The sequence below is a fragment of the Streptosporangium sp. NPDC001559 genome (assembly GCF_042893955.1).
In the GTDB taxonomy this organism is placed as follows: Bacteria; Actinomycetota; Actinomycetes; order Streptosporangiales; family Streptosporangiaceae; genus Streptosporangium.
This window is the reverse complement of record NZ_JBIAVG010000002.1, coordinates 199,513-214,481: the sequence shown is the minus strand read 5'-3', so window position 1 is coordinate 214,481 and position 14,969 is coordinate 199,513. Positions and strand designations below refer to the sequence as shown.

The 14,969-nt window shown below is 69.6% G+C and carries 13 protein-coding genes; 8 read left to right on the top strand and 5 right to left on the bottom strand.

What is annotated here, in order from left to right; all coding sequences use genetic code 11:
- Positions 1-3: 3 nt before the first annotated feature.
- Positions 4-963 (bottom strand): polyphosphate kinase 2, encoded by a 960-nt coding sequence (ppk2, locus tag ACFYY8_RS05030; protein ID WP_390037266.1) that lies wholly within the window; start codon positions 961-963, stop codon positions 4-6.
- Between the two features lie 467 nt (positions 964-1,430).
- Between ppk2 and ACFYY8_RS05025 the strand changes: the two genes are divergently transcribed.
- The 4 genes from ACFYY8_RS05025 to ACFYY8_RS05010 are packed head-to-tail and all read left to right on the top strand — an operon-like array spanning position 1,431 to position 5,202.
- Positions 1,431-2,495, top strand: coding sequence for an LLM class flavin-dependent oxidoreductase (locus ACFYY8_RS05025; RefSeq protein WP_390037264.1), 1,065 nt, complete (start codon positions 1,431-1,433; stop codon positions 2,493-2,495).
- Complete coding sequence (locus tag ACFYY8_RS05020; protein WP_390037261.1) at positions 2,492-3,385, top strand: amino acid ABC transporter permease; 894 nt, start codon at positions 2,492-2,494, stop codon at positions 3,383-3,385. The genes ACFYY8_RS05025 and ACFYY8_RS05020 overlap by 4 nt, the downstream gene beginning before the upstream one ends.
- A complete protein-coding gene (locus ACFYY8_RS05015) occupies positions 3,382-4,146 on the top strand; it encodes an amino acid ABC transporter ATP-binding protein (RefSeq protein ID WP_390037259.1) in 765 nt (254 codons plus the stop codon). Before ACFYY8_RS05020 ends, ACFYY8_RS05015 begins: the two co-directional genes overlap by 4 nt.
- Positions 4,147-4,191: 45 nt before the next feature.
- The gene (locus ACFYY8_RS05010) at positions 4,192-5,202 is read left to right on the top strand and encodes an ABC transporter substrate-binding protein (RefSeq protein WP_390037257.1); all 1,011 of its coding nucleotides are present in this window, start codon (positions 4,192-4,194) and stop codon (positions 5,200-5,202) included.
- 41 nt (positions 5,203-5,243) lie between these two features.
- Here the strand turns inward: ACFYY8_RS05010 and ACFYY8_RS05005 are convergent, their stop codons facing one another.
- Together ACFYY8_RS05005 and ACFYY8_RS05000 are read right to left on the bottom strand one after the other, a co-directional pair.
- Positions 5,244-7,016 carry an ABC transporter ATP-binding protein gene (locus tag ACFYY8_RS05005; RefSeq protein ID WP_390037255.1) on the bottom strand — a complete coding sequence of 591 codons (1,773 nt, stop codon included), beginning with the start codon at positions 7,014-7,016 and terminating at the stop codon, positions 5,244-5,246.
- Positions 7,013-8,803, bottom strand: coding sequence for an ABC transporter ATP-binding protein (locus ACFYY8_RS05000; protein WP_390037253.1), 1,791 nt, complete (start codon positions 8,801-8,803; stop codon positions 7,013-7,015). Before ACFYY8_RS05000 ends, ACFYY8_RS05005 begins: the two co-directional genes overlap by 4 nt.
- A 244-nt stretch (positions 8,804-9,047) precedes the next feature.
- Between ACFYY8_RS05000 and ACFYY8_RS04995 the strand changes: the two genes are divergently transcribed.
- Positions 9,048-9,680, top strand: a complete 633-nt coding sequence (locus ACFYY8_RS04995) for a TIGR03085 family metal-binding protein (RefSeq protein WP_390037251.1) — start codon at positions 9,048-9,050, stop codon at positions 9,678-9,680.
- Positions 9,681-9,723: 43 nt separating this feature from the next.
- Here ACFYY8_RS04995 and ACFYY8_RS04990 read toward each other — a convergent pair whose 3' ends face one another.
- On the bottom strand, positions 9,724-10,611 hold the full coding sequence (locus ACFYY8_RS04990; RefSeq protein ID WP_390037249.1) for a hypothetical protein: 888 nt from the start codon (positions 10,609-10,611) through the stop codon (positions 9,724-9,726).
- A 525-nt stretch (positions 10,612-11,136) separates the two neighbouring features.
- The gene (locus ACFYY8_RS04985) at positions 11,137-11,868 is read right to left on the bottom strand and encodes a MerR family transcriptional regulator (RefSeq protein ID WP_390037247.1); all 732 of its coding nucleotides are present in this window, start codon (positions 11,866-11,868) and stop codon (positions 11,137-11,139) included.
- Between the two features lie 88 nt (positions 11,869-11,956).
- On the opposite strand from ACFYY8_RS04985, the gene ACFYY8_RS04980 reads away from it, so the two are divergent.
- The 3 genes from ACFYY8_RS04980 (at position 11,957) to ACFYY8_RS04970 (ending at position 14,969) form a co-directional block, all read left to right on the top strand.
- On the top strand, positions 11,957-12,952 hold the full coding sequence (locus ACFYY8_RS04980; RefSeq protein WP_390037245.1) for a hypothetical protein: 996 nt from the start codon (positions 11,957-11,959) through the stop codon (positions 12,950-12,952).
- A 321-nt stretch (positions 12,953-13,273) separates the two neighbouring features.
- Positions 13,274-13,435, top strand: a complete 162-nt coding sequence (locus tag ACFYY8_RS04975; RefSeq protein ID WP_184714415.1) for a hypothetical protein — start codon at positions 13,274-13,276, stop codon at positions 13,433-13,435.
- A 139-nt stretch (positions 13,436-13,574) separates the two neighbouring features.
- On the top strand, positions 13,575-14,969 hold the full coding sequence (locus ACFYY8_RS04970; protein WP_390037243.1) for a glutamine synthetase family protein: 1,395 nt from the start codon (positions 13,575-13,577) through the stop codon (positions 14,967-14,969).

Here is a 14,969-nt window from a genome sequence, read left to right as displayed (position 1 = left end):
CGGTCAGCGGGTGCGGTCGTCGTCGAACAGGTCGGCCGCGTGCACGACGATCCTGGGGTCGGGCTCGCCGACGATCTCGTGATCCTTGTTGGTGTACTCGAACCGGCTCAGGAGATAGCGCATGGCCTCGACCCTGGCCCGCTTCTTGTCGTTGCTCTTGATCACCGTCCACGGCGCCTCCTCCGTGTCGGTGTGCAGGAACATGTCCTCCTTGGCCTGGGTGTACTCGTCCCACTTGTCCAGCGACTCCAGGTCCATCGGCGACAGTTTCCACTGCCGCACCGGGTCGACCTGGCGGATGATGAAGCGGGTGCGCTGCTCTGATCGGGAGACCGAGAACCAGAACTTCACCAGGTGGATGCCGTCGCGGACGAGCATGCGCTCGAAGGCAGGCGCCTGCTCCATGAACTCCGTGTACTCCCCGGGCGTGGCGAAGCCCATCACGCGCTCGACCCCGGCGCGGTTGTACCAGGAACGGTCGAAGAAGACCATCTCCCCCGCGGCGGGCAGATGGGAGACGTAGCGCTGGAAGTACCACTGGGTGCTCTCACGCTCGCTCGGCTTCTCCAGGGCGACCACGGTGGCCCCGCGCGGGTTGAGGTGCTCCATGAACCGCTTGATCGTGCCGCCCTTGCCCGCCGCGTCGCGCCCCTCGAACAGGATCAGCAGCCGCCCGCCGGTGTCCTTGATCCAGTACTGCAGCTTGAGGAGCTCGATCTGGAGCAGCCGCTTGGTCCTGTCGTACTCCGAACGGTCCATCCGCTCCGGATAGGGGTACTTCTCCCGCCAGGTGTCCACCGGGGTGCCGTCCAGCCGTACGAGTACGGGGTCGTCATCGTCGTCGTCGAGGACCCGCAGGTTCGGCAGTTCGTCGAGCAGGTCACTGCGGGACGCGGCGGAGCGCACGTCGAGTACGGGGTAGCCGCCGCCCCGCACGGGTTCCTCACCCACCAGATCGGTCATGGACGTCCTTCCCCGCTTCCCCCGGGCGGGGAGCCCGGGCGGTGGTCCCGCGGCTCCCTTACCTCCATCTCAGCACGTTAATCCCCGACATGAGGACATGAACAGCCCATTTGATGACTTGTAGGCCACTGTTCATCCCTCCCCAACTTCCCCCATGACAATAAACCCACTAAACCAGTAGGTCTTGACGGGATTGAGTTCCTGTGTTGGAGTGAGGCCATGCAGGCTGAGCTCCCACCGGCGGTCCGCGGTCACCTCGCGCCGTGCCGCGCGCTGTCCCGTTCCTGTCGCCACTGACCTCGCGCACCGGCCGCGCCCCTCCGGTGCCGCGCGCCACCGTGCCGCCGTCCCCGCTCCGGACGCCCCCGCCCAGACGACCTGCCAGAAAGGCCTCAGTCATGCCCGTCGAGTTCCTAGGCATAGGTGCCACGAACGACGGATCGGAGACCAGACCCCGCTCCGGGCCCGTGTTCGACAGACAGTTCACGCTACGGCTGGCGCGGGCCCACCACGAGCACGGCTGGGACCGGATCCTGTTCGCCTACGGCTCGGGCTCGCCGGACCCCGCGCAGGTGGCCGCCCTCGTCGCCGGGCAGGTCGAGGGGATACAGCTCCTGCTCGCCCACCGGCCGAACGTCTCCTACCCGACGTTCGCCCTGAAGTCCTTCGCCACGCTCGACCAGATCAGCGACGGCAGGCTGACCGTGCACTTCATCACCGGGGGCAACGACCGCGAGCAGGCCCGCGAGGGCGACCGCCTGTCCAAGGACCGTCGCTACGCCCGCACCCGGGAGTACATCCAGATCGTCAAGAAGGGCTGGACGTCCAGGACGCCCTTCTCCCACGAGGGAGAGCACTACCGCTTCGACGACTTCCTGTCCGACGTCTTCCCCGTGCAGCAGCCCCGTCCGCTGGTCTCCTTCGGCGGCTCCTCTCCCGCGGCGTACGCGGCGGGCGGCGCCGAGGCCGACATCTACTGCCTGTGGGGCGAGCCGCTGGCCCAGACCGCCGAGCAGATCGCCGCGGTCAGGAGCGCGGCGCTCGCGTCGGGACGCAGGGACCTGCCCAGGTTCCAGGTGGCCTTCCGGCCCGTCATCGCACCGACCGAGGAGAAGGCCTGGGAGAAGGCGGCCCGCACGCTTGAGGCGATCAAGTCGCGTGGCGTCTCCCCCCGGCGGCTGCCCGCGGGCCATGCCCCGGAGAACGCGGGCTCACAACGGCTCGTCGCGATCGCCGCCGGGGGCGACAGGTACGACCGCGCGCTGTGGACCCCGACCGCCGCGGCCACCGGAGGGGCGGGCAACTCCACCGCCCTGGTCGGCACCCCCGAAACCGTGGCCCAGGCGCTGCTCGACTACTACGACCTCGGCGTGGAGATCCTGTCCGCGCGCGGCTACGACCTGCTTGAGGACGCCGCCGACTTCGGCCGTCACGTCATCCCCATCGTCCGCGAGGAGGTGGCCAAGCGGGACCGCGAGCGTGAGGCCGCCGAGTCCCGGCAGCACCCGGCGACCAGTCTGGCGGGCCGGTGAGCCGCCCCGCGGTCGAGACCCGGCCGCAGGACGACACGGACGCCGGGACGGCCGGCCCGGACGTCCCGCCCGCGCTGCGGGTCGTCACCACCAGGCATCCCGGCCGGTGGGCGGCGGCGGCGGGGGTCGGCGTGCTGCTCGCCATGGCGGCGAGCGCGCTGATCACCAACCCCGCCTGGGACTGGAACGTCGTCGGGGAGTACCTGTTCGCGCCCTCGGTGCTGCACGCCGTGCTGTTCACGCTCCAGCTCACCGCGCTCGGCATCGGCATCGGCTTCCTGCTCGGCACCGTGCTCGCGATCATGCGGCTGTCGAGGAACCCGCTGCTGTCCTCGGTCGCCTGGGGTTATGTCGCGCTGTTCCGGTCGATCCCGCTCATCCTGCAACTGCTGTTCTGGTACAACCTGGCGCTGCTGTACCAGCGGATCTCCTTCGGCGTTCCGTTCGGCCCCTCCTTCTTCGACATCGGGACCATGGACCTGATCAGCCCGGTCACCGCCGCCGTGCTCGGGCTCGGGCTGCACCAGGCCGCCTACTGCTCCGAGATCGTCAGGGCGGGGCTGCTCTCGGTCGACCCGGGCCAGCGCGAGGCCGCCGCCGCGTTGGGCATCCCCTGGAGAAGGCAACTGTTCAGGATCGTCCTTCCGCAGGCCATGCGCTCGATCGTGCCCACCGCGGGCAACGAGATCATCGGCCTGGTCAAGGGCACCTCGGTGGTCTACATCATGGCCCTGCCCGAGCTCTTCTACCAGATCCAGGTGATCTACAGCCGCAACGGCAGAGTCATCGCGCTGCTGCTGGTCGCGACCGTCTGGTACCTGATCATCACCTCCGTGCTGTCCGTCGCGCAGTACTACGTCGAACGTCACTACGCCAGGGGTCGCAGATGAGCGCCGTGATGGTCGATCTGCGGGGCGTGCACAAGAGCTTCGGCCCCCTGAAGGTCCTGCGCGGCGTCGACCTGCGGGTCGCCAGGGGTGAGGTCACCGTGATCCTCGGCCCCTCGGGCTCCGGCAAGTCGACCCTGCTGCGCACCGTCAACCACCTGGAGAAGGTGGACAGCGGATCGGTGCGCGTCGACGGTGAGCTGGTCGGCTACCGGCAGTCCGGCGACAGGCTCTACGAACTGCGCGAACGCGAGATCCTGCGGCAGCGGACCCGGATCGGGTTCGTCTTCCAGCACTTCAACCTCTTCCCGCACCTGACCGCGCTGGAGAACATCGTCGAGGCGCCGCTGTCCGCGCAGCGAAGGCCCAGGGCCGAGGTGCACCGGCTGGCCGTACGGCTGCTCGACCGGGTCGGCCTGGCCGACAAGAAGGACGCCTACCCCGGGCAGCTGTCCGGAGGGCAGCAGCAGCGGGTCGCCATCGCCCGTGCGCTCGCCCTGGAGCCGAAGGTCATCCTCTTCGACGAGCCGACCTCCGCGCTCGACCCCGAACTGGTCGGCGAGGTGCTCGACGTGGTGAAGGACCTCGCCAGGAGCGGCACCACCATGATCGTCGTCACCCACGAGATCGGGTTCGCCCGCGAGGTGGCCGACACCGTCGTCTTCATGGACGACGGACGCGTCGTCGAACAGGGTCCGCCCGCCCAGGTTCTCGACTCCCCCCGGCACGAACGGACCCGCTCCTTCCTCAGCAAGGTCCTCTGATCCGTGACAACCCCTCTCTGCGATTCCCAGAAAAACAGGACTGAAATGTCGTTCCTCTCCAGGCTCAAGCCCGCCCTCCTCACCGCCCCGCTTCTGCTCGCCGCCGCCTGCGGCTCGACCGGGACCACCTCCGCCGCTCCCCAGAGCGACGCCAAGCCCGCGGAGCAGGCCTCCGCCCCCGCGGGAACCGGCGGCTCGAAGATCAACATCTCTCCGCAGCAGAACCGGATCCAGGCGGAGAAGGTCGACGCGATCGCCGCCCAGGTGCCCGAGGCGATCCGCGCGAAGGGTGAGCTGGTCGTCGGCTTCAGCGGGGACGGCGCGCCGCCGCTGACCTTCCTCGCCGACGACGACCGCACCATCATCGGCGTGGAGACCGACATCGCCCACATCGTGGCCGACGTCCTCGGCCTGAAGGCCAAGGAGGAGGTCACCTCCTGGGAGAACCTGTTCCTCTCGGTGAAGTCCGGCAAGTACGACGTGGCCTTCAACAACGTCACGGTGACCGAGGAGCGCAAGGACATCTACGACTTCGCCACCTACCGGGTCGACCAGCTCGCCTGGCAGACGGCGAAGAACAGCCCGATCACCTCGATCAAGCAGCCCTCGGACATCGCCGGGCGCCGGGTCGCGGTCGGCTCGGGCACCAACCAGGAGAAGATCCTGGTCGACTGGGACACGCAGAACCAGAAGGCGGGCCTGAAGCCCGCGCAGATCCAGAACTACCAGAAGTACGTCGACGCCCTGCTGTCCCTGAAGTCGGGCCGCATCGAGGCCTACTTCGGCCCCAACCCCTCCCTCGCCTACCAGGACGCCGTCGGCGGCGACACCAAGATCGTCGGCACCGTCTCGGGCGCGGGCCCCGACCTGCAGGGCCTGATCGCGGCCATGACCAAGAAGGACAACGGCCTCGTCAAACCGCTCAACGCCGCGATCAACGAACTCATCAGGAACGGCAAGTACGGCGAGGTCCTCAAGCGCTGGAACCTCTCCAACGAGGCCATCCCCGAGTCGCTGGTCAACCCGCCCGGCCTGCCCAGGCAGACGGCGAAGTGACGGCCCCGGGCGGCGGCGCGCCGCCGCCCGGGAACCCGTGGTCAGGATCTGGCGGCCGAGACCCAGGAGGCGTGCAGGTCCGCGTAGACGCCGGGCTCGCCGACCAGCTCGGCGTGCGGGCCGCGCTGGACGATGCGGCCCCCGTCGAAGACCAGCACCTCGTCGGCGGCCTCCGCGGTGGACAGGCGGTGGGCGATGGAGACCGCGGTACGGCCCCGCGTCACCCCGTCCAGCGCGCGGGCCAGCCGTACCTCGGTCGCCGGGTCGACGGCGGAGGTGGCCTCGTCGAGCAGCAGCAGGTCGGGGTCGGCCAGATAGGCGCGGACCAGGGCGACGAGCTGGCGCTCCCCCGCGGACAGGGACTCTCCCCGCTGGCCGACCGGGGTGGCCAGGCCCTCGGGCAGTCCTTCGAGCCAGTCGGCCAGCCCCAGCTCGGTCAGGGCGAGCAGGATCTCCTCGCTCGTCGCCGAGGGACGGCCGAAACGGATGTTCTCCTCCAGGGTCCCGTCGAACAGGAAACCGTCCTGCGGCACCATGACGATGCGCTCGCGCAGCGAGGAGAAACGGACCCCGCGCAGGTCGTGCCCGTCGACGGTGACCTGACCCGTGACCGGGTCCATCAGGCGGGTCAGCAGCTTGGCGAAGGTCGTCTTGCCCGAGCCGGTCTCCCCGACGACCGCGATCCGCGAGCGCGGCGGGATGTTCACCGTGACGCCGGTCAGCACCGGCGCGCCACCCGGGTAGGAGAAGCCGACCTCCTCGAAGGACACGGAGATGGGACCGCGCGGCAGCTCGACGCCGTCCTCGCCGGGGTCGGCGACGTCCGGCGGCGTGTCGAGCACGCCGAGGATGCGGCGCCAGCCGGCGATGGCGTTCTGCGCCTCGTTGAGCATCTCGGTCGCGGTCTGCAACGGCGAGACGAACAGCGTGATCAGGAACAGGAAGGCGATCAGGCGCCCCGCGGTGATGTCGCCGGCCACGCCCAGCCGCACACCGATCAGCACGACCGCGGTCGTCGCCAGCGCCGCGACGATCTCGGTCACCGGGAAGACCGTGGCGACGATGCGCTGGGTGCGGGCCTGCGCGGCCTTGTTCGCCTCGATGGTCACGTCCAGCCGTTCGGCGGTGCGGGCCTCCGAGCCGTGGGCCCTGATCACGGCCGCCCCGACGACCGACTCGCCGACCGCGGCGAGCATGTCGCCCGCGCGCTCGCGCACCTGCGTGTAGGCGCCGGAGAGCCACCGCTGGAAGCGCGGCAGCACGATCATGAGCGGCAGGAAGCACAGCCAGACCGTCAGGGCGAGCTGCCAGGAGTAGACGAACATCAGCACGGTCGCGACGAGGAGCTGGCCCATGGCGATGATGATCATCAGCCCGCCCCACTGCATGAAGACGCTGATCTGGTCCACGTCCCCGGTGACCCTGGAGACCAGGGCGCCGCGCCGCTCGGAGTTCTGGGTGAGCACCGACAGGTCGTGCACGTGCCGGAAGCCGCGTGTCCTGAGGGTCGCGAGGGAGGACTCGGTCGCCTGGTACAGACGCACGTTCATCAGGTAGGCGCACAGCGCGGTGAGCACGACGGCCGCCGCGCACAGCAGCACGGCGCCGCGGATGTAGGGCAGGTCGGGGACCGATCCCTTCAGTCCCGTGTCGATGGTCTGCTGGACGGCGATCGGGACGATGACCTTGCCGATCGTCGCCAGCACGGCGAGCGCGAGCGTCCCGGCGATCCCCTTGCGGAACTCCGGTGTCAGCGACAGGCCGTGCCGTACGGTGGCCAGCGCCGACCTTTCGACGCCGTGGAGCGAACTCACGCGCTGACCTCTTCCTCTTTCTCGGCTTCCTCGGCGTCGAGCGCCTCGCGCTCGGCCTCCTCACGTTCGTAGGCGGTGACCAGGTTGCGGTACCCCTTGCACCTCGTGAGCAGCAGCTCGTGCGGACCCTGGTCGGTCACCCTGCCGTGTTCGAGGTAGACGACCTCGTCGGCCAGGGCGATGGTGGCCATCCGGTAGGCGACGACGACCACGGTCGAGGCCTGGGCGGTGTCCCGCAGGCCCTGCAGGATCTTGGCCTCGACCTGGGGGTCGACGCTGGAGGTCGCGTCGTCCAGGACGAGCAGCCTGGGGCGGCGGACCAGCGCGCGGGCCAGGGCCAGGCGCTGGCGCTGTCCCCCGGACAGGGAGGTGCCCCGCTCGCCGACCTTGGTGTCGAGCCCTCCGGGCAGGGCGCTGACGAAGCCGTCGGCCTGGGCCAGGCGCAGCGCCGCCCAGACGTCCTCGTCTCCCACGGGCAGGCCGAGGGTGACGTTGCCCCGCACGGTGTCGTCGAACAGGAAGGTCTGCTGCGGCACCAGCGCCACCGCCTCGCTGACTCCGCCGCGGGCCACCTCGCGCAGGTCGATCCCGTCGATGAGAACGGCCCCTCGCCCCGGGTCGACCAGGCGGACGAAGGTCTGGGCGAGCGTGGACTTGCCCGAGCCGGTCGGCCCGACCAGCGCCACCGTACGGCCGGGCGGGATGTCGAGGTCGACCTCGTGCAGCACCGCGGAGTCCCCGTAGGAGTAGCCGAGGCCCTGTACCCGCAGGCCCGCGGGCTTCTCCCCGGTCAGGGTCGCCGAGCCGTACTCCATGGAGCCGGTCGTGTCGAGCACGGCCCGCACCCGCTCGTAGCCGACGACGGCACGGGGCAGTTCGGCCAGGACCCAGCCGAGGGCTCGGATGGGGAAGGCCAGCAGGGTGAACAGGTAGGCGACCTGGACCAGCACGCCGGGGGTGATCGCCCCGCTCTCCAGACGTCCCGCGCCGACCAGCAGCACGGCGAGCACGCCCAGGGTCGGCAGCGCCTCGAGCAGGGGGTCGAACAGGCCTCGCACCCGGCCGACGGCGATGTTGGCGTCGCGCAGTTCCTCGGCTCCGGCGCGGAACCTGGCGGTCTCCTCGTCCTCACGGCCGAGGGTCTTGACGACCAGGGCTCCGTCGAAGCTCTCGTGCGCGACCTCGCTCACCTCGGCGCGCAGCTGCTGAGCCCTGGTGGCCAGTGGGCTGAGCCTGCGCTGGTAGACGAAGTTGAGCACGGCGATGGCCGGGAAGATCAGGAACCCGACCAGGGCGAGGACCGGGTCGGTGGCCACCAGCGCCACGGCCGCGGTGACCAGCATGACGACCACGCCGACGGCCATCGGCAACGGGGCGAGCGGCGCCCAGGCGGCCTCGGCGTCGGCGCTGGCGTTGGACAGCAGCTGGCCGGTCGGGTGCTTGTGGTGCCAGGCCAGGGGGAGCCTGAGGTACTGGCGGGTGACCTCCCTGCGGGAGCGCGCCTGCATCCGGTACTGCATGACGCCCGCGAAGTAGCGCCGTCCCGCGACGCCCATCGCCTTGAACAGCGCGACACCGAGGATGAGGAGGACGGCGGCGGTGAGCGCGCCGTCCGCGACCCGGCCCTCGGCGAGGGAGGGAAGCACGAGGTTCTGGGTGGCCCACCCGAGAGCCCACGCGGAGGCGACCGTCGTGACGCCGTAGACGGCGCTTGACAGGACCGCGACGGCGAAGACCCCTCTCTCGGACCGGATGGCCACCCCCAGGACGCGGAACCCTTGACGCATGACGGCGGAGGTCACCTTGCTCGCCACTCGGGGGGTGTCCTTTCGTTGAGGTTGTCACTACTTATGTGACTATCACTCTCAATCAAGCACTTATTCCCCCACGCCCATGGATCAACTGCTTTCGTAGCATCAGTGACACCTCTCGGGCGTGGAGGCCACGAGGTTCACCTGCTTCCGACCCCGACTTCACCAAGTGTCGGACATATCACGATTTGTTATGACGTTGCGTTGTTAGGATCGCCGGATGACGCATGCCAGCGCCGAACGCGCCGCGCTCGCCGACCTGCTCGACCGGCTCGGCCAGGACGCCCCGACCCTCTGCGAAGGCTGGACGACCTTCGACCTCGCCGCCCATCTCGTGCTGCGGGAAAGGCGCCTGGACGCCGCGGGCGGCATCGCGCTCGCCCCGCTGGCCCGGCGCACCGCCTCGGTTCAGGAGTCCCTGAAGGCCAGGTACGGCTACGCGGGCCTGACCCGGCTCGTCCGCACCGGCCCCGGAGGCGTCTACCGCCTGGTTCCCGGGCTGGACGAACTGGTCAACCCCCTCGAACTCTTCGTCCACCACGAGGACGTACGGCGCGCCCGCCCCGGCTGGGAGCCACGCGAGCTTCCCTCCGGCCTCGACGAGGTCCTCTGGAGGCGGCTGCGGATCGTGGGACGCCTGCAGCTGCGCAGGTCCCCGGTCGGCGTGGTGCTGCACCGCACCGGCGGCGGCGTCGTGCTCGGCGGCGGCCGGGGAGGGCCCCGGGTCGAGGTGCGGGGCACCGCGGGTGAGCTGACGCTGTTCTGCCTCGGCCGTCAGCGGCACGCCAGGGTCGAGACGATCGGTGGCGACGAGGCCGTCTCCCGGCTGCTGGGCACGCCGCTGGGCCTGTGACCGGCACCGGACGCCGCTGAGGCGGCACCGGCGTGAACACCGGTCAGCCGCACAGGCGCAGCAGCGGGCGATGCGGGTCGGAGTAGTGGTCCAGGACTCCGTCGCAGAAGCCCGCGTACGTCTCCATGAACAGGTGCGCCTTGGCCTGCCAGCTCTGCTCCGTCCCCTCGTCGATCCTGGGCATCCGGGCGAACAGCGCGCGGCTGAGCGCCCCGTGACGACGGGCCGCCCCGGCCCTGGCGTGCGCGCGCATCGGTTCGACGAAGCCGGGGGTCAGCCCCACCCGGTCGCAGGCGGCCAGGAAGGGACAGCGGGCCGCGGGCCCCTCGTCCTCCGCTTCGAGACGCTCCTCGATGACGCCGATCGTGGCGACGAAGAACAGCGGGTCGGTCCGCGCCCACCAGGACAGCATCTTGATCAGGGCCGCGGTCGTCGGCAGCGGACGGGCGCGCAGCAGGTCGCCGCGCGTGGCGCCGAGGGACCTGAAGGCGTGGACCGCGACGTCGTCGTGGCGCCTTCCCCTGCGGTCGAAGTCGTCGAGCGCCCCCCTGAGGTCGGCGTTCTCCGCCAGGGCCCGTACCGCTGAGCCGAGCTCGCTCTCCCTGGAGAGCAGGAACCAGTTCTCCAGCCCGAAGCCGAAGAAGACGTTGGGGTGCAACCGCTGCGGGCGCTCCAGGATGCGCCTCCAGAACGGGCCGGTGAGGACCAGGTCCTCAAGGAGGTGGTTGAGGAGGCCCTCAAGACGGGCCAGGGCGGCCGTCCCCGGGGAGAAGGCCGGCACGGCACCCTCGTCGATCAGCCCCTGCACCACGGCGGGCTCGACGACCTCGCGTACCGCCTCACCGTCAAGGCCGGTCTCGCGTTCCAGGTCCTCGATGGTCCTGCTGCCGTCGAGACGCCTGAGCAGATCGAGAAAATCGTCCCTGCTCATGCCCTCCGGGACTTCGACCTCCAGAACCCCTGAGGGGGTATGCAATTCCGCCTCGCCCTTCTCACCGATGCGGAGGGAGGCTCGCAGACAAGGCTTTACCGGGAGGAAGTTCACAGCCAATGTCAATTTCCTTTGATGTCGGAGAACGCCCGAAGCGAGATGACACACGGGAGGAAGGCCCGTATCAAGGACACCGACCCCCCTGGTCGGTCACGACCGGTCACATCATCGGTGAGCGGCAGAAACAGCGGTCACCCCGACACAACGCCTGACCCGCACGGCACACCCCCTCAACTCCCCGTTGATCACAAAAAGCTGCCCCGTCGTACATACTGACCGATTTACCAGGATTCCCTGATCAGTGTCAGACATTAAAGCCGTCACATACTCCCGTCAACCCTGACATACTCAGTTGACATGAATCTGCATTTTCAGTTGATGTCTCTATGAGACTTACTTGAAGTGATTTTTCGTACTAAGACACCACACAGCGGGCGTCGCCCAAGTCCGCCACGCCCGGGGCGCTCAGGTCTCCGGCCCACCACAGATCTCCCCTTCGGGAGCGGGCCCCTCGAAGGCGCCCCCCTGCCGCCGGACATCCTCCCAGTCCACGTTCTCCCACTGCGCGACCTTCCAGTCGTCGCCGAACAGACGGGCCGAGACGTTGGCCTGCGCGACCCGGCGCAGCGCCGCGACCAGCGCGTCCCCGAGCGAGGTCCCGACAACGACGATCTCGATCATGCGCTCCAGGTTCGGCTCCTCGGCCATGCCCGCGACGTCGGCCCTGGCGATCGTGCCCGCCGCCTCCGCGTAGTCGTCGAGCCGGTCGAGGATGCCCTCGTAGCCGAGCCCGCGCAGGGTCAGCAGCACCCCGGCCACGCTCCGCATCGGAGAACTGTCCGGGTGATGCCGCCAGCCATGCCGGGCGATCAGCTCCTCGGCCTCGCGCATCGCCTCGGCCCACTCCTCCCCCTCCCCCGGCTCGCGCTTGGGCGTGATGCTCGTCTGGGCGTGACCGAGACGATCGTGCAGACCGTGCGAGGGGTCGTCGAGATGACCGAGCACGTCGCGAATCTCAGCGATCGACAGACCGGCGTAGTCGGCCATGGCCCGTACCAGCTTGATCCGCCGCACGTGCTCCTGGCCGTATTTCGCCTGGTTGGGACTGGTCCGCTCCCCGCTGGGGAGCAGCCCCTCCCGCAGGTAGAACTTGATCATCGGGACCGAGACACCCGTCGCCCGACTCAGGTCCGCCATCCGCACCGCAACTGCCTCCTCTTGTGATCGCACCTGAGTTTAGCTATAGATAACGGATAAATCCGTTATCTATTGAAGGATCTTTTGGATGACCCGCTGGCATCGCCCGCTCCTCCTCATGTCCGCGATCATGGCCGTCCTGTCCGTGATCTCCCTCTTCGGTGTCCTCCTCGACCACCGCACCCTGGACGGCCTGCCCATCTGGCTCAAGCCCCTGAAGTTCACCCTCTCCTTCGTCGCCTACGGGCTGACCTGGGCCTGGCTGCTGTCCCTGCGGCGTACGGCGCAGCGCGCGAGCCGGCTGCTGGGCAACGTGATGGCGATCGCGTGCGTCGTCGAGATCACGGTGATCATCAGCCAGGTCATCCGGGGACGGCGCAGCCACTTCAACTTCTCCACCGCGCTGGACTCCTCCCTGTACGCCCTGATGGGCACGACCGTCATGCTCCTCATGCTGGTCAACCTGGCCGCGGCCTTCCTGGTGCTGCGTGAGCGCCACGCGACCCCGGCCGACACCTGGGCGATCCGCGTCGGACTCGTCGTCTCGGCCGCCGGTCTCGGCGTGGCCGTCCTGATGCTCCCGCCGACCTCCGCCCAGCTCGCGGAGGTCACCACCACGGTCCTCGGCGCGCACGGTGTCGGCGTCCCCGACGGCGGTCCCGGCCTGTCCCTGCTCGGCTGGAGCACCACCGGCGGCGACCTGCGCGTGCCGCACTTCTTCGGCATGCACGCCCTGCAGGTCCTGCCGCTGGTGGCCCTGCTCACCCGGGGGATCCGCGACCAGGCCGTCCGGCTGCGCCTGGTCCTGACCGCCGGGGCCTCCTACACCGGCCTGGTGGCGCTGGTGACCTGGCAGGCGCTGCGCGGCCAGCCCCTGGTGCGGCCCGACGCCCTCACCCTGGGCGTGGCGGGCCTGCTCCTGGCCGGTACGGCGATCGCCGTACCCCTGTGCCTGCTGCCGCTGCGTGGCGGGCGTGTGGGCCCCGCCGAGGCCACGCCCACCCCCGCCCACGGACCCGCCGAGCCCGCCGAGCCCGCCGAGCCCACAGACGACGCGCGGGAGGCCGCCGCGGTCGAGGCGTAGGGCGGCCAGGAGCCCCAGCACGAGGGAAAGGTTCCGCGGCCGGCGCGAGGGGCCGGTCCGCTGGTCACACCCCCTGCCGGGTGTCAAAGATCTTCGCGGCGCCCTAACGCTAGCGGTATATCTGGCATTCGGGATTGGACAGAACCGCTTCGCCACCGCACCATTGCGGAGGTGACTCATGCCAATCTCACGATCTGGCCATGGATTCCCACCGCTCAACAGGTATGATCATCAAAATCCGGGAGCCACCCGGGCCGAAGATGCCAAAGATCATTAAAATCCGGGTATAACGGCTGGGACTGGAGCAGCAGGAGGCCCCCCATGCAGGTCAAGAAGGTCGCCACCTATGTAGCGGTGGCGTTCGTGGCCTTTTATCTGTTCACCAGGCCCGCCGATGCGGCGAACGCGGTGAACGGAGTCTTCGACGGGATCGTGAGGGCGGCGGACCAACTGTCGCTGTTCTTCACACGTGTGTTGAGCTGACCGATGGTGGGGGTTTGCCCCACCTCTGACCTGTTTCTCCGGCGTTTCCGCATGCCCTACGCGGGACCGCGTACCCCGTGACGCCGCGTCGCCACGCGATGTGCTTCCACCGTCCTCCGGGACGTGTTACGCAGGAAGCATGGCAGAGCGCTACAGCGTCACCGGGGTTCATCCTCTTGATCCCGAAGAGCGGCGCGTCCTCGAACGCGTCGAGACGGAGGGCATCGAGCTGGTCCGTTTCCTGTACGCCGACCACGGCGGTGTGATCCGCGGCAAGGCCGCCTCACGCTCCCGGCTGGCGGAACGGCTCGGCTCCGGCATCGGGCACACCGTGGCGATGATGGCGATGAACATGCTCGACCAGCTCCAGGAGGTCGAGGGACTCGGCCCGGTCGGTGAGGTCCGTCTCGTTCCGGATCCGTCCACCTTCGTCGCCCTTCCCCACGCCCCCGGGGCCGCGGCCATGCTTGCGGACCTGCGCGAGATCGACGGCTCTCCGTGGGCGGCGTGCCCGCGCACCTTCCTCCGCGAGGCCGTGGCCGCCCTGTCCGAGGAGAGGCTCGTCGCGGTCGCCGCCTTCGAACCCGAGTTCACCCTGGGCCGCCGTGTCCCCGGCACGGACGGGGAACCGGACAGGCTCCTCCCCCTCGACGACAGCCTCTGCTACGCCACCTCCGGTTTCGACCATGCCCACGACTACGCCATGCGCCTGGTCCGCGCCCTGCAGGCGCAGGGCCTGCGGGTCGAGCACTACCATCCCGAGCTCGGTCACGGCCAGCAGGAGCTGTCCGTCCGCCACGCCCCGGCCATGCGCGCCGCCGACAACCAGATCATCTACCGGGAGACCGTGCGCGGCGTCGCCTTCGGCATGTCGCTGTGGGCCTCCCTCGCTCCCAAGCCGATCGCCGACCAGGCCGGGAACGGGGCGCACCTGCACATCTCCCTGTGGGACCCCGGGTTGCGCTCCAACGCCTTCAGCGACCCCGCCGACCGGTACGGCGTGTCGGCGACCGCCTACCGGTTCATCGGCGGCCTCATCGCGCACCTTCCCGCGCTCACCGCGCTGACCTGCGGCTCGGTGAACAGCTTCCGGCGGCTGGCACCGAGGATGTGGTCGAGCGCCTACGCCTGCTACGGCATGGACAACCGAGAGGCCGCGGTGCGGATCTGCTCCCCCATGCGAGGGGCGGCCGAGGCGTCGGCCAACCTGGAGATCAAGCCTTCCGACTCCTCCGCCAACCCCTACCTGTCGCTCGGCGCCATCATCCACGCGGGCCTGGACGGCATCCGCAGGGAGCTCGACCCCGGCGAGGCCGTCGGCGTGGACCCCGCCACCCTCCCCGAGGGAAGCGTGCCCCGCCTGCCCCGGTCGCTGGACGAGGCCCTGGACGCCCTGGAGGCCGACGATCTGCTGATGAACGCCCTCGGCCCGCTCCGCTCCTCCGCCTACCTGGCCGTCAAGCGCTCCGAGGCCCGCGCCTTCGCGGCCGAGGACGTCTCCTACGAGCTGTTCAACCACTTCCGCGTCTTCTGA